This is a genomic window from Chelatococcus sp. KU-N122 (assembly GCF_055391085.1).
This window is the reverse complement of the sequence record NZ_AP043981.1, coordinates 1,967,682-1,983,811: the sequence shown is the minus strand read 5'-3', so window position 1 is coordinate 1,983,811 and position 16,130 is coordinate 1,967,682. Positions and strand designations below refer to the sequence as shown.

The following is a 16,130-nucleotide window of genomic DNA, read 5'->3' as shown; positions in this document are numbered from 1 at the left end:
GCGCTGATTAGGGAAAACCTGCGGCGCTCACAAGCCGCCGCGGCGACGGGCTGGTCAGCGCGGCCGGCAATGGGCGCAAAGCCCCTCGATCTCGAGCACCTGGCTACGCGGCGCGAAGCGATGCTTGGCCAGGATGGCGCCGACGGCGCCGGCGACCTCCGGCGACGTCGTCTCGTCGACGCCGCCGCACGCCTCGCAGATCAGGAAGACGTTCATCTCGCCGGGGGCATGGGCGTGCGGGCAGGCGACGAAGGCGTTCTTGGTGGCGAGCCGATGCACGAAACCCTGCTCGGTCAGGAACTCGAGCACGCGATAGATGGTGATCGGCGCGATGCGCTTCTTGGAGCGTTCGGCCAGCACCTCGGCCAGGTCGTAGGCGCCGAGCGGCCGATGGGTCTCGTAGAGCGCCTCCAGCACCGAGCGGCGCAGGTCCGTCAGCCGCACGCCGCGCTCGCGGCAGATGCGGTCCGCGAGGGCCAGCGCCTGCGGCGCCTCGCGCGCCCGCTCGGCCGCGTGGGCGCACGCCCCGGCGCCGTTGCCATGGGCATGCGCGGCGTGGGCATGCCCGTCCGCTCCGGCTTGGCGGCCGCCGTCGTCGAGGCGGCCGGGTTTGCGGTCGATGGTCGTCACGGGGCTCCCGTCATGGCGCGATCCGCGCCGGCTGTCCCGGCAGCAATATAAGCCAGCCCGCCGGCGGTTTCACCTGCCGGGCAGCCCCGAGCGCAGATCGGGGCCGGCCTGCAAGCCCCGGCGCTTGCGCTCGCCGGCCCGCCGATCCATCTATGCTGCGCTGCACAATGGTCGCATGGGGGCCGAATCCATCGTTTGAGGATAGCAGGATGCTGGACGCTTTCTTCCGGCGCAAGCCATCACCCATCGGGCTGGCGGGGCCGGGGGCCGAGAAATACGTAGCGCTCGCGCTCCAGGGCGGCGGCGCCCACGGCGCCTTCACCTGGGGTGTGCTCGACGCGCTGCTCGAGGACGGTCGCCTGGCCTTCGAGGCAATCTCCGGCGCCAGCGCCGGCGCCATGAACGCCGTGGTGATGGCCGACGGCTTCCTCGCCGACGGCGCTGACGGCGCGCGCGCACACCTCGAGCGGTTCTGGAAGGCCGTGAGCCTGGACGGCACGCTCAATCCGGTGCAGCGCGCCGTCATGGACCAGGTCCTCGGCTTCTGGAACGGCGCGGTGGCACCGTTCTCCACCGTGCTGCGGCAGATGAGCCCGTACGAGACCAACCCGCTCAACATCAACGTGCTCAGGACCGTGGTGGAGGAGCTGATCGACTTTCCGCGGGTGCAGCAGGCGAGGGCCGTCAAGCTCTACATCTCGGCGACCAACGTGCGCACCGGCAAGCTGACCATCTTCGCCAACGACGAGCTGACGGCGGACCACCTGATGGCCTCGGCCTGCCTGCCGACCATCTTCCAGACGGTGGAGATCGACGGTGTGCCCTACTGGGACGGCGGCTATTCCGGCAACCCGCCGCTCATTCCCCTGTTCTACGAGGCCGCCAGCGACGACATCCTGCTGGTCCAGATCAACCCGATCGAGCGCCCCGAGACGCCGCGCACGCTGAAGGAGATCGAGAACCGCCTGAGCGAGATCAACTTCAACGGCGCGCTGCTGCGCGAGCTGCGCACGGTGGAGTTCGTCGGCCGGCTCATCGACGAGGGCAAGCTGTCGTCGCGCGAGTACAAGCGCGTGCTCATGCACCGCATCGACGCCGACCACGTGCTGAACGACCTGCCGGGCGACAGCCGCGGCGCCGCCGACTGGCGCCTGTTCCAGGACCTGCGCGATGCGGGCCGTGCCTGCACCCAGACCTGGCTCGCCCGCCACTACGGCGACATCGGCCGCCGGGCGACGCTGGACCTAACCGCCATGGTGGCGTGAGCAGCCAGCTCATGAGCGCCGGCGGGCGCCGTGGCGTACGATCAGGATCGTGATCCGGTCGCCGTCGACTTCGTAGTCGATGACGTAAGGGTAAGGCGTGAGCACGACGCGCCGGACGCCGGGCCGATTAGTTGCTTGGCCGATGTAGGGATGGATCTGAAGGGAGGCGACGATATCGAGAAGCCGCTGTCGAACCCGCTCGAAGCCTTGGGGGCTGCGTTCCGCGAGATAGGCCAGGATTTCGTCGACTTGGCGGGCCGCGCGAGCGCTATATCGCAGCCTCACCGACGGTGCTTGGCCCAGATAGCCTGCATCTGCTCGTCCGTCACGACGTCTCCCCGCCTCACCTCCTCCTGAGCCGCGGCGATCTCCGCCTCCTCCTCCGGCGTGAGCTGGATCACGGGCAGTTCGGCAAACGCCAGTATCATGCGCGCGATTTCGTCCTGTTGATCCGGCGCGAGTTTGCGGGCGGTGTCGAGCGCTTGTTCGAGCAGTTTCGTCATGGCTAACGGTACCACAAAATCAGGCTCGGGATGTCGGCCCGTGGCCACCGGCCCGATCGTCTGCACTCAGCCGTCCGCCAGCTGCCACACCGAGGTGTGCTTGATCTCGCTGTCCTCCAGCTCCCGCGTCACCGGGATGTCGTAGCTGGCGACGGCGCGGAGCTTTTCGCGCGGCAGGTAGCTGCGGCCGGGGTCACCGATGAGCACGGTGGCACCACGGCCGGCGAGCGCCGTGAGCCAGGCGATCACCCGCGCCGCCAGATCCCGTTCGTAGCAGATGTCGCCGGCCAGCACGACGTCCCAGCCCGCGTCCGTCTCCAGCAGGTCGTCGCCGCGCGCGCTCAGGGCGACGCCGTTGAGCGCGGCATTGAGGCCGATGGCGCTGATGGCGAAGACGTCGATGTCGGCGGCTTCGACCGCGGCTGCGCCGGCCTTGGCAGCGGCGATGGCGACCAGGCCCGAGCCCGCGGCGAAATCGAGCACGCGCCGGCCGGCGACGAGCTCCGGATGGTCGAGCACATAGCGGGCGAGCGCCTGCCCGCCGGCCCAGGCGAACGCCCAGAACGGCGGCGGCAGGCCGATCTCGCCCAGCTCCTCCTCGGTCTTCTGCCAGAGCGCGGTTGCCTCGCCGGCCACGTGCAGCCGGATCTCCGGCGCGTTCGGCACCGCAAGGACGGTGGTGTTGGCGGCGATGAAGGCCGCCCGGTCGGCGATCGGCGGGGCGCTCACGCGGCGGCCGACCGCGGCGGCGCGGCGGCCCGGCCGGCCGGCACGGGCGCGGCCAGCAGGCCGGCGTAGATCGCCTTGACGGCGTCCATCACGGCGCGCTCGGTGTGGCCGTCGAGGAGGCGGGCACGCGCCGCCTCGCCGCAGGCGGCCACGCGCGCGGGATCGCCGGCCAGCTCCACCAGGGCAGCCGCGACGGCAGCCGCATCGTCGGCGGCGACCACGCGGCCTTCGACGCCGTCCCGGACGAACGAGCGGCAGCCCGGCACGTCGGTGGTGACGATGGCGCGGCCGCAGGCGGCCGCCTCCAGCAGCGTGCGCGGCAACCCCTCGCCGCCGCGCGAAGGCAGGCAGGCAACGTGGTGGTCGCGCCACACGGCCAGCACGTCGTCGGAGCGGCCGTGCCAGACGACGCCCGGCTCGGCCGCCCACTGGCGCAGCGTCGCCTCGGGAATGGCCTTGGGATTGGACGGATCGGGGGCCCCGTACAGCGACAGCTCGACGGCAACGCCCTCGGCCCGCGCCAGCCGGGTGGCGGCGACGGCCAGGTCGATGCCCTTGGACCACAGCATGCGCGCCACCACGGCGACCTTGAGCGGCGGCTGCGGCGGCTGCGGCGCAGGTGTGAACAGCTCGGGGTCGACGCCCGCGCCGCCGACCACGGCGACGCTGGGGTCCCCGGGCTCCAGCCCCAGGCGGCGGACGTCGTCCACGTTCTCGAACAGGAAGACGGTCGTGGCGTTGCGCAGGACGCCGCGCATGGCGGCGCGGATGAGGCTGCGCGCCCGCTTGCCGACCTGATCCTGCCGCGCGCCCAGAAAGCCTAGGCCGGTCAGAGCGTAGACTCGGCGGGCGACGCCGGCGCGGCGGGCCGCGAAGCCGCCGATCAGGATCGAGCGCAAGGCGATCATGTGCAGGATCGCCGGCTTCTCGCGCGCCAGGATCGCCGTGAGCCTGGTGAAGGTAGACGCGACCGCCAGCGGATTGAGGCTGCGCCGCTCGGCTTCCAGCTCGACGACGCGGCAGCCAACCGCCTCCAGCACGGCGCGGTGGTGCCGCACGCGCGTGATGACGAGCACGTCGAGGCCCATCTCGCGGGCCGCCCGCGCCATCGGCAGGAAGTGCGAGGCGAAGAACCAGTCCTCGGTGATCAGGAAGGCCAGCAGCGGCGCCCGGCCGTCGCTGTCCCGCGGCGGGGACGGGCTGGCAACCACACTAGAACGCTTTGAAGGTGATCAGCGTGCGGGTGTCGGCGATCTCGGGGATGGTCTGCACCTTCTCCGCCACGAAATGGCCGATGTCGACGCCGCTATCCACGTGGAACTTGGCGATGATGTCGAAGTCGCCGGCGATCGAATAGATCTCCGAGGCGATCTCGCGGTCGGCGAGCGCGTTGGCCACCGCGTAGGTCTGGCCGAGCTTGCATTTGATCTGCACGAAGAAAGTCTGCATCGGCCGTGTTCTTGAACGGAAGAAGGGCGGGGTCAAGCCCGGCTCGGTTCTTGAACGGAAGGAGGGCCGGGTCAAGCCCGGCCGCGGCGGCTCAATGCACGTAGGCGACCGGCAGCGGCGTCAGCGGCTTGCGGCCGCCGACCACGACGGCGACATGCGAATGCTCGGGATCGCCCTCGATCCGCGTGCGCACCAGCGCCAGCAGGTACTTGGCATATTCGCTGAGCAGCAGGCGGGCGGTCGCCGGCTCGTACCACCAGCGGTCGGGATTGGACTGGTCGGTGACGACGACGTGCGGGCGCAGCTCCTCGCCCTGCAGCACGCTCGACAGCTCCACCAGCGCCCGCGGCATGTGGTAGTTGGAGGTGACCACGATCAGCGAGCGGAAGCCGTGCTCGCGTGCCCAGCGGCGGGTTTCGATGGCGTTGCCGATGGTGTTGCGAGCCCGGTAGTCCAGGTCGACGCAGCAGGAGAACAGCCGCTGCGCCTCCGGATTGAGGCGGGCGATCTGGCCGCGGCTGGTCTTCTCGTTGACGCCGGAGACGAGCAGGCGCTGCGCCTGGCCGCGCAGCAGCAGGCTGACGGCGTCGTCGATGCGCTGCGCGCCGCCGGTCAGCACGACGATGCCGTCGGCCGCCTCGGTCGGCATCGTTTCCTTGCGCTCGATCGCATTGATGAACCAGAAGAAACCGCCGCCGATCACCACCACCGCCACGACGGTCGCCACGGCCACCAGGCGCCCCAGAATATGCACTACCTGTCCCAGCAGTCGCGCTCCAGCCGCCGACCATTCGCTCATACCTAAGATCGGCGTACGCGCAAAGCGAGCGGAGGGGGCTGTCGATCTGATCATAGACATCGGATGCCACCATAGGGCTGAATGCGGCACCCTGAAGGCGTTCGTCTTAACGTCTTGTTAATACCGCGGTTATTGCCGCTCCGACGATGCATCGATGGCCCTTTTTGCGCGTTGTTCGATGTCAAGCGGTCACTCGATATCGTGCAAGTGCCGGCGCACGGTGATCCGCGACATCACGGCGGTGACCAGCGCCACCACGATGGCGATGGCCAGCACGGCGCCATAGCCCTCCCAGCCGATGCTGAAGGCGCCGAACAGCGCCTCGATCTGCTCGCCGCCGGCGCTGGAGCGCCAGATCGAGGCGAGCATGCCGAGCACCATGATCAGCACGACCGCACCGACGCCGCCGAACAGGCCGCCGCGCAGGCCGAGATTCAGGAACCGCGCCTGGAACTCGCGCGCGATGAAGCGGTCGTCGGCGCCGACGAAGTGCAGCACCTCGACGATCTCCTTGTTGCCCGCCATGGCCCCGCGCGTGGCGAAGGCGACGGCCAGCGCCGTCGCCACCAGCACCAGCGCGACGATCAGGGCGCCGATCACCACCACGGTGTTGGCCATGGCCGCCAGCCGGGTGATCCACATGTGATGGTCGTCCAGGCTCGAGCCCGGCACGGCGGCGGCGAGCGCCTTGCGCAGCCCCTCCAGGTCCGGATGGCGGTCGGCCGCCGCCAGCTTGAGCACCACGATCCGCGGGATGGGCAGCTCGGCCAGCCCCAGATTGCTGCCGAGCCATGGCTCGAGCAGCCGTTCGGCTTCCGCCTTGGAGTAGATCTCGACGCTGGCAATGCCCGACGTCGCCTTGGCGATGCCGGCCGCCTTGGCCACGTCCGCCTCGATGTCGCGCTGGGCGGTCGGACGGACCTGGATGGTCATCTCTCGCGCCACGTCGGTGCGCCAATCGGAGGACGCCCGCGCCATCAGCACGGCGCCGCAGGCGGTGAGCGCGGCGAGGAAGGTGAGGATGGCGATTACCGTGACCAGGGCGCGCCCGGCAATCGAGCCCGCCGGCACCAGCGGCTGATCGCGCCGGAGCGAGCCTCCGGCGGGCTCGCTGTCGGCGATTTCGTTGCCTGGCTGGGGAACCGCGGTGGCGCGGTCATCGGTCATGGTCATCGATGCGATCAATCGTAGATGTGCAGCCGGCCTTCGCCCAGCACGAGCCGGCGTGCGTCCACCTGGTCCATCAGGTTGAGATCGTGGGTGGCGATCAGCACCGACGTGCCCAGGCGGTTGAGCTCGATGAACAGGCGCAGCAGCCGCCGCGCCAGATTGGGATCGACGTTGCCGGTCGGCTCGTCGGCGAGCAGCAGCTCGGGCCGCACGATCAGGGCGCGGGCGATGGCCGCCCGCTGCTTCTCGCCGCCCGACAGCACCGGCGGCAGCACGTGCATGCGCTCGCCCAGGCCCACCCAGCGCAGCAGCTCGACCACCTCGGAGCGGTAGCTCGCCTCCTCCTTGCCCTGCACCCGAAGCGGCAGCGCCACGTTCTCGTAGGTGGTCAGATGGTCGAGCAGGCGGAAATCCTGGAACACCACGCCCATGCGCCGACGCACCGAGGTCAGCGCCTCGGTGCCGATCCGCGAGACGTCCTCGTCGAAGATGCTGATGAAGCCGCGCGTCGGCTTCAGCGCCAGCAGGATGAGCCGCAGCAGCGTCGTCTTGCCGGCGCCGGAGGGGCCGGTGAGGAACTGGAACGATCGAGGCTCGATGGCAAAGGTGAGATCGCGCAGCACCTCGGGCCCCATGCCGTATCGCAGGCCGACACTCTCGAAACGAACCACCGCGGGCGAGCCCTCTCCGTTCGATCCGCCGTCACCGCGCCCGGATCGCGGCGGACTGTACCGCCGCGGCCGGCAAACTGGAATATGCGTGACGCTGCTCGCGGCCGGCCTGGCACAGGCGGGCGCCTTTCGCTCATATTGGACCGGTGCGACGGCCTCGGACTTCACCGGGATCGGGGATCGAGGGCACTTTCCGGCCGGCTGTGCTAGAGCATCTTGCAATGGGGTGAGACATCCAATTGCAAAGGCATGCAATTGCAAAGGCACGCTCCAGCGCCTTGAGTCGGGAGCGCTTCGCATTCCACCCGATCGGAAAGCGCTCCGGGGCCGGGTGATTCGATCCGATCGCGACGGCACTCAAAAGGGGGTCGAAGGAACGACATGACGGCAGAGCGACGCATCCGGGTCTTGTTCGACGAGGCCGCCATCGGCGAACGCAACGACGAGATCGCCAAGGCCATCGCCGCGTCCAATCCCAAGGACCTGCTCGTCGTGGCCATCCTCAAGGGCTCCTTCATGTTCGCGGCCGACCTGCTGCGCACGCTGCACCGGGCCGGGCTGACGCCGCAGGTCGAGTTCATGCAGCTCTCCAGCTACGGCCTGGGCACCAGCTCGGTGGGCCACGTCACCATGGTCAAGGATATCGAAAGCGATGTGCGCGGGCGCGACGTCCTGATCGTCGACGACATCCTGGAATCGGGGCGCACGCTGGCCTTCGCCAAGGATCTGCTGGTGGCGCGCGGGGCCAACGGCGTGAAATGCTGCGTCATGCTGGAAAAGCCGCGCCAGCGGGCGGTCAACATCGCCGCCGACTACGTCGGCTTCAGCTGCCCGGATGTCTTCGTCGTGGGCTACGGCATGGACGTCGGCCACTCCTACCGGCAGCTGCCGTTCGTCGGCGTCATCGAAGACTAATTCGGAGGACTGATTCGGCGCCGGGCTGCTGCGGCTATTGCGCCGCGGCAGCGGCGGGGCGGGGCGTCTGCGCCCGGGCTTCGGCCGTCGCCTGCGGCGAAAGGCGCGCCTTGAGCGCGGCGACGCGGGCCTGGGTGAGCCGCGTGCTGCAGAAGCCGTGCGAATCCTCGGCGACGTAACTGGCGCATTGCATGGCGCGCCTGGACGAAAAGCCCGCCTGTTCCGCCGCCTCGCGCGTCACCTCGGGGCCGCGCGCCCGCGTCAGCACCTGTCGGAAGACGTCGCGCATGGCGATGTCGGCCCGGCCACGCTCGCGCTCGATGTCCCGCACCCGGGGACCGAGCGAGACCCCCTTGGGGCCCCACAGACCGCTGACCTCCGCCTGGCACTGGGCCTGGGTGAAGGCGCAGATGCCGCCCTCCGGTCCGCTGGCGATGACCGCGTCGTCCATCACGTCGAGGTCGATCGGGCACACCGGCGCATCGATCCGGTAGCGGGGCAGCCCGTCGGGCGCGCCGAGCACCAGCAGGGGCCCGGTCGAGGCCATGTCGACCTGGCACAGCTGGTCCGGACCGCCGATGGCGCGGCCGGAGAGCTTGAGCTCCGCCGACACGCTGTCGCCCACCCGCGTCAGCTTGAGGGAGCTGGTGTTGCCGTTGAGATAGAGGTCGGTGCCGAACAGCGTCGGCTCGGCGAAGCGTCCGGCCACCGCCGGGCCGGCGGGCGCGACGGCGGTCGGGCGTGGGGCCAGGCCTTGGCCGCTGCCGGTGGCGCGGATCGAGCCGGAACCGCCCGGGCGCGCTGCGGTCGGGCGCTTGCTCTGGCCCGCCCCGGCGCTCGCGGGCTGGCGCTTCTGCATCTGCGGCTGCGCCCCTTGCAGGATGAGCTGGGCCGCCGCGGGCGCCGGCACCAGCATCGGGCAGAGCAAGGCCGCGGCGATTCCAAAGCGAAACGGCCTCCGCCGCTTCCACCGGTGCGATCCGCTCAAGCCCATGTCCGCGGCCCCGCCAAACGCAACATCTGATAGTCGCAATCCCCATGCCACCATAGCAGTTCGCTGCGCGGTTGCGAATGGGGCGCGATCAACCTAACCGGACGCCTTGCGAAGCCCCGCCTGCGCCCCTAGCTGTGGCCGAAGTCGGGGCGCTGCCGCCCCCGGGGCACTCGTCTTGCGAGGCTTTGGCCAGGCTCTTATATAGCCGAAGAACTCGCGTCAGTTCTCAGGTAACCGGCCTGTCATGCCACCTTGGATGACGGGAAGGTCCATGGCCGGGTCGCTTCGGGGCCCGGCGGTCTGCTTTGGAAAGTGAGGGATCAACCATGGGTAAGGTCATCGGTATCGACCTTGGAACCACCAATTCGTGCGTCGCCGTGATGGAAGGCTCGACGCCGAAGGTCATCGAAAACTCGGAAGGCGCGCGCACCACGCCGTCGATCGTCGCATTCACCGACGACGGCGAGCGGCTGGTCGGCCAGCCGGCCAAGCGCCAGGCGGTCACCAACCCCGAGCGCACCTTCTTCGCCATCAAGCGCCTCATCGGCCGCACCTTCGCGGACCCGATGACGCAGAAGGACAAGGATCTCGTCCCCTACAAGATCGTCAAGGCCAAGAACGGCGACGCCTGGGTCGAGGCCGACGGCAAGGACTATTCGCCCTCGCAGATCTCCGCCTTCATCCTGCAGAAGATGAAGGAGACGGCGGAGGCTCATCTCGGGCAGAAGGTCGACCAGGCCGTCATCACGGTGCCCGCCTACTTCAACGACGCCCAGCGCCAGGCCACCAAGGACGCCGGCCGCATCGCCGGCCTCGAGGTGCTGCGCATCATCAACGAGCCGACGGCGGCGGCGCTCGCCTATGGCCTCGACAAGAAATCGAGCGGCACCATCGCGGTCTATGACCTCGGCGGCGGCACCTTCGACGTCTCCATCCTGGAGATCGGCGACGGCGTCTTCGAGGTGAAGTCGACGAACGGCGACACCTTCCTCGGCGGCGAAGACTTCGACATGCGCCTGGTCGAGTACCTGGCCGACGAGTTCAAGAAGGAGCAGGGCATCGACCTGCGCAAGGACAAGCTCGCCCTCCAGCGCCTGAAGGAGGCGGCGGAGAAGGCCAAGATCGAGCTGTCGTCCGCCAGCCAGACCGAGATCAACCTGCCCTACATCACCGCCGACGCCTCCGGGCCCAAGCACCTGGCGCTCAAGCTGTCGCGCGCCAAGTTCGAGAGCCTGGTCGACGACCTGATCCAACGCACCGTCGAGCCCTGCCGGAAGGCACTCAAGGATGCGGGCCTGAGCTCCGGGCAGATCGACGAGGTGGTGCTCGTCGGCGGCATGACCCGTATGCCCAAGGTGCAGGAGGTCGTGAAGCAGTTCTTCGGCAAGGAGCCGCACAAGGGCGTCAACCCCGACGAGGTCGTCGCCATCGGTGCCGCCATCCAGGCCGGCGTGCTCCAGGGCGACGTCAAGGACGTGCTGCTGCTCGACGTGACCCCGCTGTCGCTGGGCATCGAGACGCTGGGCGGCGTGTTCACCCGCCTGATCGACCGCAACACGACGATCCCCACCAAGAAGAGCCAGGTGTTCTCGACCGCCGAGGACAACCAGACGGCGGTGACGATCCGGGTGTTCCAGGGCGAACGCGAGATGGCGGCCGACAACAAGATGCTCGGCCAGTTCGATCTCGTCGGCCTCCCGCCGGCGCCCCGCGGCGTGCCGCAGGTGGAGGTCACCTTCGACATCGACGCCAACGGCATCGTCAACGTCTCGGCGAAGGACAAGGCCACCAACAAGGAACAGGCGATCCGCATCCAGGCCTCGGGCGGCCTCTCCGACACCGACATCGAGAAGATGGTCAAGGACGCGGAGGCGCATGCCGACGAGGACAAGAAGCGGCGTGAGCTGGTCGAGACCCGCAACCAGGGCGAGGCGCTGATCCATTCGACCGAGAAGTCTGTCGCCGAGTACGGCGACAAGGTCCCGGCGGCGGACAAGAGCGCCGTCGAAAGCGCCGTCCAGGCCCTCAAGAGCGCGCTCGAGGGCGAGGATGTCGAGACCATCAAGACCCGCACCAACGAGCTGATGCAGGTCTCGATGAAGCTTGGCCAGGCCATGTACGAGGCCACGCAGGCGGGCTCGGACGGGACTGGCGGCGGCGGCGACGCCGGCGCCAAGAAGGAAGACGTCATCGACGCCGACTTCCAGGAAGTCGACGACAAGAAGCGGGCATAAGATCGCGGCGGCCGCCGGCCTCTCCGGCGGCCGTCCGTTCGAGCAGAACGGTGCCGTGGGGGCCGATGATCGCTGGACCGATGAGTGCCAATGCGCGCAGCCGCCCATCGTCCGGCCGCCGCGTTGGCACGCCGTTTGATTGTCACGGCGTGGGGTCTTCGGACACGCGCGAGCGCCGTACGCGGGTCGCGATCCGGGCGTTCTTCGCAGCGGGGCGAGAACTAGCATGAGCAAACGCTGCTTCTACGAAGTGCTCGAGGTCGAGCGAAGCGTATCCGACGGCGAACTGAAGACCGCCTTTCGCAAGGCCGCCATGAAATGGCATCCGGACCGCAATCCCGGTGACCAAGCGGCCGAGGTGAAGTTCCGGGAGATTGCCGAGGCCTACGAGATCCTCAAGGATCCGCAGCGGCGGGCGGCGTACGACCAGTTCGGCCACAGTGCTTTCGAGCAGGGTGTGGGCGCCGGCCAGAACGGCTTCGGGAATGACTTCTCGGAGTTCATGACCGACATCTTCGATACCTTCTTCGGCGACCAGCGACAGCGCGGCCGCCAGACGCGCAACCGCGGCTCGGACCTGCGCTACAACCTCGAGATCACGCTCGAGGAATCGTTTGCGGGCAAGACCGCGTCGATCCGGATCCCGACGGCGATCCGCTGCGAGGCCTGCCAGGGCAACGGCACCAAGGCGGGCTCGCGGCCGCGCACCTGCCCCACCTGCGCCGGCGCCGGCCAGGTGCGCACGAGCCAGGGCTTCTTCTCGATCCAGCGCACCTGCCCGACCTGCAACGGGCGCGGCGAGATCATCGAGAATCCGTGCGAGGCTTGCCACGGCGCCGGCCGCCAGACGCGCGAGCGCACGCTCTCGGTGAACGTGCCGGCCGGCGTCGAGGACGGCACCCGGATCCGGCTCGCCGGCGAGGGCGAGGCGGGCTCGCAAGGTGCGCCCTCCGGCGACCTCTACATCTTCATCGCCATCAAGCCGCACGCCATCTTCCAACGCGACGGCGCCGACCTGTTCTGCCGCGTGCCGATCTCGATGACCGTGGCGGCGCTGGGCGGCGAGCTCGACGTGCCGACGCTCGACGGCGCCCAGACCCAGGTCAAGGTGCCGGAGGGCACCCAGACCGGCAAGCAGTTCCGGCTCCGCGGCAAGGGCATGCCCGTGCTGCGCACGCGCAACGTCGGCGATCTCTACATCCAGGTGGTGGTCGAGACGCCGCAGAACCTGACGCGCCGCCAGCGCGAGCTGCTGGCCGAGTTCGAGCGCGAATCGTCGGGCGACACCCATCCCGAGAGCTCGGGATTCCTGTCGCGGGTCAAGGAGCTGTTCGCCGGCCTGAGCGGGTAACGCGCTTCGCCCCAAGGTCACGGCCGGAGCCGTGGCCGGGCCGGGGGCGCCAGGATGGCGATCGGCGTATAGTGGGCATGCTCGGCGGGCAGGCCGCGACGGGCTTCCCATCTTGACGGGACCGCCGAGATTGTCGAGTTAGCGAAGCGTCGGCACATGTTCGCCGGCACAGGAAGCTGGAGGCATCCCCTTGCCGCACGCGAGCCGACGCAAAGAGCCGCCCGTCCGCATCGAGGACGATGCTCGTTTCCTGAAGTCGTGGGTCGAGCGCCCGCTGGTGACGGGCGCGGTCACCCCCTCCGGCCGCATGCTGGCGCGGACCATGGCGAGCTACCTCAACCCGGAGACCCCCGGCCCGGTGATCGAGCTCGGGCCCGGCACCGGCCCGGTGACCGAGGCGATCCTGCGCCGCGGCTTCGACGCGTCGCGGCTGATCCTGATCGAGTTCAATCCCGACTTCTGCAAGCTGCTGCGCCATCGCTTCCCCGGCGCCACGGTGATCGAGGGCGACGCCTACGACTTCCCGCGCATCGTGCGCGAGCTGGCGCATGAGCCGGTGGCGGGCACGGTCTCGAGCCTGCCGCTGTTCACCAAGCCGTTGCCGCAGCGTATGGGCCTGCTCGGCCACGCCTTCGACCTCATGCACCGCAACGCCCCGTTCGTGCAGTTCACCTATTCCGTGGTGCCGCCGATCCCCAAGGATTCGACCGTCTACACCGCCGAGCGATCGGAGCGGGTGTGGTGGAACCTGCCGCCGGCCCGCGTCTGGGCCTATCGCCGGCCTTGAGGGACCGGGCACCCTTGTGCCATGAGGGCGGCATGAGCGCGCCGCCCGTCCCATCATCGCTCCGCCCGCCGCCATCGCCTCGCTCCGGCCTGGCACCGCGCGACCGCCTGATCGTCGCGCTCGACGTCCCCGATCGCGGCGCCGCCGAGGCCATGGTCGAGCGGCTGGGGACGACCGTCGGCTTCTACAAGATCGGCCTGGAGCTCGCCTACGGCGGCGGCCTGCCGCTGGTCGAGACGCTGGTGCAGCGCGGCAAGCAGGTGTTCCTCGACCTCAAGCTGCACGACATCCCCAACACGGTGGAGCGGGCCGCCGCCCAGGTCGCCCGGCTCGGCGCCACCTTCCTCACCATCCACGCCTACCCGCAGACCATGCGCGCCGCGCTCAGCGGCCGCGGCGACAGCGGGCTGCGCCTCCTCGCCGTCACGGTGATGACATCGTACAACGATGCCGACCTGGCGGAGGCGGGGATTCCGGCCGGCGTCCGGGCCACGGTGGCGGCCCGCGCCGCCCAGGCCGACGGGCTGGGCATCGACGGCCTCATCCTCTCGGCCGAGGAGGCGGCGGCGGTGCGGGCCGAGCGCGGCCCGCGGCTGCTACTGGTGACGCCCGGCATCCGGCCGGCGGGCGCGGCGCTGGCCGACCAGAAGCGGGCGGTGACGCCGGCCGCGGCGATGCGCGCCGGAGCCGACTACATCGTGGTCGGACGGCCGATCACCGCGGCGGCCGACCCGGCGGCGGCGGCCGACGCGATCGTGCAGGACATTGCTGCCGGCCTCGGCCGGTCGACAGGGGAGTGAGATCCCATGGCCAAGGGATATTGGATCGGTCGCGTCGACGTGAATGATCCGGAGGCCTACAAGGCCTACGTCACGGCCAACGCCGAGGCGTTCGCGAAGTACGGCGGCCGCTTCCTGGTGCGCGGCGGCGCCTTCGAGATCGTCGAAGGGCAGGCGCGAACGCGCAACGTCGTCATCGAGTTTCCCAGCCACGAGGCGGCGCTCGCCTGCTGGAACTCGCCGGAATACCAGCGGGCCAAAGCGTTCCGTGACACGCCGGTGGCGGTCGGCGACATCGTCGTCATCGAGGGCTACGACGGCCCGCAGCCGGGTTGAGGGCCGCCATGACCGAGATGAGACTCGTCGTCGTCGGTGCCGCCGGCCGCATGGGCCGCATGCTGGTCGCGACGATCGCCGATACCGCCGGCGTCGCCTTGGCCGCGGCGACCGAGCGGCCGGGGTCGCCGGCGTTGGGCCAGGACGCCGGCACGCTCGCCGGGCTGGGCGCCAATGGCATCGCCGTAACCGATGACGCGGCGGCGGCGCTCGGCGGTGCCGACGCGGTCGTCGACTTCTCCTCCCCGGCCGCGACGGTGGCGCTGGCCAAGCTCGCCGCCCAGCGGGGCGTGGCCCACGTCGTCGGCACCACCGGCCTCGGCGACGCCGACCTCGCCGCGCTGGCCGACGCCGCCCGCCACACCGCCGTGGTGCGCTCGGGCAACATGAGCCTGGGCGTCAACCTGCTGGCCGGCCTCGTCAGGCAGGCGGCCGCCGCCCTGGGCGAGGATTTCGACATCGAGATCCTGGAGATGCATCACCGCCACAAGGTGGATGCCCCCTCCGGCACGGCGCTGCTCCTGGGCGAGGCCGCGGCGGCCGGGCGCGGCATCAACCTCGCCCAGCGCTCCGTGCGCGTGCGCGACGGCCACACCGGCGCACGCCAGGCCGGCGACATCGGCTTTGCCTCCCTGCGCGGCGGCTCGGTGGTCGGCGACCACAGCGTCGTCTTCGCCGGCGCCGGCGAGCGCATCGAGCTCGCCCACCGGGCCGAGGACCGCGGCATCTTCGCCCGCGGCGCCGTCAGGGCGGCGCTGTGGTCGCGCGGCCGGCCGCCGGGCCTCTATTCGATGGCCGACGTGCTCGGTCTCGCCTGAGCCGCCCCTTCCACCTTCATTTCGTCACGCCGGAGCCTCCACCCCATGTCCGAACGCCTGCTCGTCCTCGTCCGCCACGGCCAGAGCGACTGGAACCTGAAGAACCTGTTCACCGGCTGGAAGGACCCGGACCTGACCGAGCTGGGCGTCGAGGAGGCCAAGGCGGCCGGCCGCCGCCTCAAGGCGCGCGACCTCGCCTTCGACCGCTGCTTCACCTCGGTGCTGACGCGCGCCCAGCATACGCTCGATCTGATCCTCACCGAGCTCGGCCAGACGGCGCTGCCGGTCGCCCGCGAGCAGGCCCTGAACGAGCGCGACTACGGCGAGCTCTCCGGCCTCAACAAGGACGACGCCCGCGCCCGCTGGGGCGAGGAGCAGGTTCACGTCTGGCGCCGCTCCTATGACGTGCCCCCGCCGGGCGGCGAGAGCCTGAAGGACACGGCAGCCCGGGTGCTGCCCTACTACATCAGCACCATCCTGCCGGCGGTGATGCGGGGCGAGCGCACGCTGGTGGCCGCCCACGGCAATTCCCTGCGCGCCCTGGTCATGGTGCTCGACGGCTTGAGCTCCGAGACCATCCCCACGGTGGAGCTGGCCACCGGCGTGCCGCTGGTCTACCGGCTCAAGGCCGATACCACGGTGGAATCGAAGGAGATCCTCACCGCGTGAGGAGCGGGAGCATGATCCCCACATGCTCAGA

The 16,130-nt window shown here is 70.0% G+C and carries 19 protein-coding genes; 9 read left to right on the top strand and 10 right to left on the bottom strand.

Going from position 1 to position 16,130, the window contains the following annotated elements:
- Window positions 1-54 precede the first annotated feature (54 nt).
- On the bottom strand, window positions 55-630 hold the full coding sequence (locus ACZ5PO_RS08845; RefSeq protein ID WP_464192389.1) for a Fur family transcriptional regulator: 576 nt from the start codon (window positions 628-630) through the stop codon (window positions 55-57).
- A 209-nt stretch (window positions 631-839) separates the two neighbouring features.
- Here ACZ5PO_RS08845 and ACZ5PO_RS08840 point away from each other — a divergent pair, with 209 nt between their 5' ends.
- Window positions 840-1,895: a patatin-like phospholipase family protein gene (locus tag ACZ5PO_RS08840; protein WP_464192387.1), complete on the top strand. Its 1,056-nt coding sequence runs from the start codon at window positions 840-842 to the stop codon at window positions 1,893-1,895.
- Between the two features lie 9 nt (window positions 1,896-1,904).
- Here ACZ5PO_RS08840 and ACZ5PO_RS08835 read toward each other — a convergent pair whose 3' ends face one another.
- The 8 genes from ACZ5PO_RS08835 to ftsE form a co-directional block, all read right to left on the bottom strand.
- Window positions 1,905-2,180 carry a type II toxin-antitoxin system RelE/ParE family toxin gene (locus tag ACZ5PO_RS08835; protein WP_464192385.1) on the bottom strand — a complete coding sequence of 92 codons (276 nt, stop codon included), beginning with the start codon at window positions 2,178-2,180 and terminating at the stop codon, window positions 1,905-1,907.
- Window positions 2,177-2,464, bottom strand: a complete 288-nt coding sequence (locus tag ACZ5PO_RS08830) for a hypothetical protein (protein ID WP_464192383.1) — start codon at window positions 2,462-2,464, stop codon at window positions 2,177-2,179. The genes ACZ5PO_RS08835 and ACZ5PO_RS08830 overlap by 4 nt, the downstream gene beginning before the upstream one ends.
- A complete protein-coding gene (locus ACZ5PO_RS08825) occupies window positions 2,465-3,127 on the bottom strand; it encodes a class I SAM-dependent methyltransferase (RefSeq protein WP_464192381.1) in 663 nt (220 codons plus the stop codon).
- Entirely contained in the window at window positions 3,124-4,338 is a 1,215-nt protein-coding gene (locus ACZ5PO_RS08820) for a glycosyltransferase (RefSeq protein WP_464192379.1), read from the bottom strand. The genes ACZ5PO_RS08825 and ACZ5PO_RS08820 overlap by 4 nt, the downstream gene beginning before the upstream one ends.
- Before the next feature lies 1 nt (window position 4,339).
- The gene (locus ACZ5PO_RS08815) at window positions 4,340-4,576 is read right to left on the bottom strand and encodes an Lrp/AsnC ligand binding domain-containing protein (protein WP_464192377.1); all 237 of its coding nucleotides are present in this window, start codon (window positions 4,574-4,576) and stop codon (window positions 4,340-4,342) included.
- A gap of 91 nt (window positions 4,577-4,667) precedes the next feature.
- Window positions 4,668-5,375: a YdcF family protein gene (locus ACZ5PO_RS08810; RefSeq protein WP_464192375.1), complete on the bottom strand. Its 708-nt coding sequence runs from the start codon at window positions 5,373-5,375 to the stop codon at window positions 4,668-4,670.
- A gap of 189 nt (window positions 5,376-5,564) precedes the next feature.
- The gene (locus ACZ5PO_RS08805) at window positions 5,565-6,542 is read right to left on the bottom strand and encodes a cell division protein FtsX (protein WP_464196754.1); all 978 of its coding nucleotides are present in this window, start codon (window positions 6,540-6,542) and stop codon (window positions 5,565-5,567) included.
- A gap of 14 nt (window positions 6,543-6,556) precedes the next feature.
- Entirely contained in the window at window positions 6,557-7,216 is a 660-nt protein-coding gene (gene ftsE / locus ACZ5PO_RS08800) for a cell division ATP-binding protein FtsE (RefSeq protein WP_464192373.1), read from the bottom strand.
- A gap of 381 nt (window positions 7,217-7,597) precedes the next feature.
- On the opposite strand from ftsE, the gene hpt reads away from it, so the two are divergent.
- Complete coding sequence (gene hpt / locus ACZ5PO_RS08795) at window positions 7,598-8,131, top strand: hypoxanthine phosphoribosyltransferase (protein WP_464192371.1); 534 nt, start codon at window positions 7,598-7,600, stop codon at window positions 8,129-8,131.
- Between the two features lie 34 nt (window positions 8,132-8,165).
- On the opposite strand, the gene ACZ5PO_RS08790 is transcribed toward hpt, so the two are convergent.
- Window positions 8,166-9,119: a hypothetical protein gene (locus ACZ5PO_RS08790; protein WP_464192369.1), complete on the bottom strand. Its 954-nt coding sequence runs from the start codon at window positions 9,117-9,119 to the stop codon at window positions 8,166-8,168.
- A 332-nt stretch (window positions 9,120-9,451) separates the two neighbouring features.
- Between ACZ5PO_RS08790 and dnaK the strand changes: the two genes are divergently transcribed.
- The 7 genes from dnaK to ACZ5PO_RS08755 all read left to right on the top strand — a co-directional run bounded on the left by dnaK (window position 9,452) and on the right by ACZ5PO_RS08755 (window position 16,099).
- Window positions 9,452-11,359 (top strand): molecular chaperone DnaK, encoded by a 1,908-nt coding sequence (gene dnaK / locus ACZ5PO_RS08785; protein ID WP_464192367.1) that lies wholly within the window; start codon window positions 9,452-9,454, stop codon window positions 11,357-11,359.
- Window positions 11,360-11,585: 226 nt separating this feature from the next.
- A complete protein-coding gene (dnaJ, locus tag ACZ5PO_RS08780; RefSeq protein WP_464192365.1) occupies window positions 11,586-12,710 on the top strand; it encodes a molecular chaperone DnaJ in 1,125 nt (374 codons plus the stop codon).
- A gap of 184 nt (window positions 12,711-12,894) precedes the next feature.
- The gene (locus ACZ5PO_RS08775; RefSeq protein ID WP_464196752.1) at window positions 12,895-13,497 is read left to right on the top strand and encodes a class I SAM-dependent methyltransferase; all 603 of its coding nucleotides are present in this window, start codon (window positions 12,895-12,897) and stop codon (window positions 13,495-13,497) included.
- 32 nt (window positions 13,498-13,529) lie between these two features.
- Complete coding sequence (pyrF, locus tag ACZ5PO_RS08770) at window positions 13,530-14,297, top strand: orotidine-5'-phosphate decarboxylase (RefSeq protein ID WP_464192363.1); 768 nt, start codon at window positions 13,530-13,532, stop codon at window positions 14,295-14,297.
- Between the two features lie 6 nt (window positions 14,298-14,303).
- On the top strand, window positions 14,304-14,612 hold the full coding sequence (locus tag ACZ5PO_RS08765) for a DUF1330 domain-containing protein (protein WP_464192360.1): 309 nt from the start codon (window positions 14,304-14,306) through the stop codon (window positions 14,610-14,612).
- A gap of 8 nt (window positions 14,613-14,620) precedes the next feature.
- Window positions 14,621-15,430: a 4-hydroxy-tetrahydrodipicolinate reductase gene (gene dapB, locus ACZ5PO_RS08760; RefSeq protein WP_464192357.1), complete on the top strand. Its 810-nt coding sequence runs from the start codon at window positions 14,621-14,623 to the stop codon at window positions 15,428-15,430.
- A gap of 45 nt (window positions 15,431-15,475) precedes the next feature.
- Window positions 15,476-16,099, top strand: a complete 624-nt coding sequence (locus tag ACZ5PO_RS08755) for a 2,3-bisphosphoglycerate-dependent phosphoglycerate mutase (protein ID WP_464192355.1) — start codon at window positions 15,476-15,478, stop codon at window positions 16,097-16,099.
- Window positions 16,100-16,130 lie beyond the last annotated feature (31 nt).

Bases quoted from the DNA above. Each gene is read 5' to 3' on its own strand.
- ACZ5PO_RS08840 (WP_464192387.1), top strand. From the start codon at position 840: ATGCTGGACGCTTTCTTCCGGCGCAAGCCATCACCCATCGGGCTGGCG.
- ACZ5PO_RS08815 (WP_464192377.1), bottom strand. From the start codon at position 4,576: ATGCAGACTTTCTTCGTGCAGATCAAATGCAAGCTCGGCCAGACCTAC.
- ACZ5PO_RS08810 (WP_464192375.1), bottom strand. From the start codon at position 5,375: ATGAGCGAATGGTCGGCGGCTGGAGCGCGACTGCTGGGACAGGTAGTG.
- ACZ5PO_RS08805 (WP_464196754.1), bottom strand. From the start codon at position 6,542: ATGACCGATGACCGCGCCACCGCGGTTCCCCAGCCAGGCAACGAAATC.
- hpt (WP_464192371.1), top strand. From the start codon at position 7,598: ATGACGGCAGAGCGACGCATCCGGGTCTTGTTCGACGAGGCCGCCATC.
- dnaK (WP_464192367.1), top strand. From the start codon at position 9,452: ATGGGTAAGGTCATCGGTATCGACCTTGGAACCACCAATTCGTGCGTC.
- dnaJ (WP_464192365.1), top strand. From the start codon at position 11,586: ATGAGCAAACGCTGCTTCTACGAAGTGCTCGAGGTCGAGCGAAGCGTA.
- pyrF (WP_464192363.1), top strand. From the start codon at position 13,530: ATGAGCGCGCCGCCCGTCCCATCATCGCTCCGCCCGCCGCCATCGCCT.
- ACZ5PO_RS08765 (WP_464192360.1), top strand. From the start codon at position 14,304: ATGGCCAAGGGATATTGGATCGGTCGCGTCGACGTGAATGATCCGGAG.
- dapB (WP_464192357.1), top strand. From the start codon at position 14,621: ATGACCGAGATGAGACTCGTCGTCGTCGGTGCCGCCGGCCGCATGGGC.
- ACZ5PO_RS08755 (WP_464192355.1), top strand. From the start codon at position 15,476: ATGTCCGAACGCCTGCTCGTCCTCGTCCGCCACGGCCAGAGCGACTGG.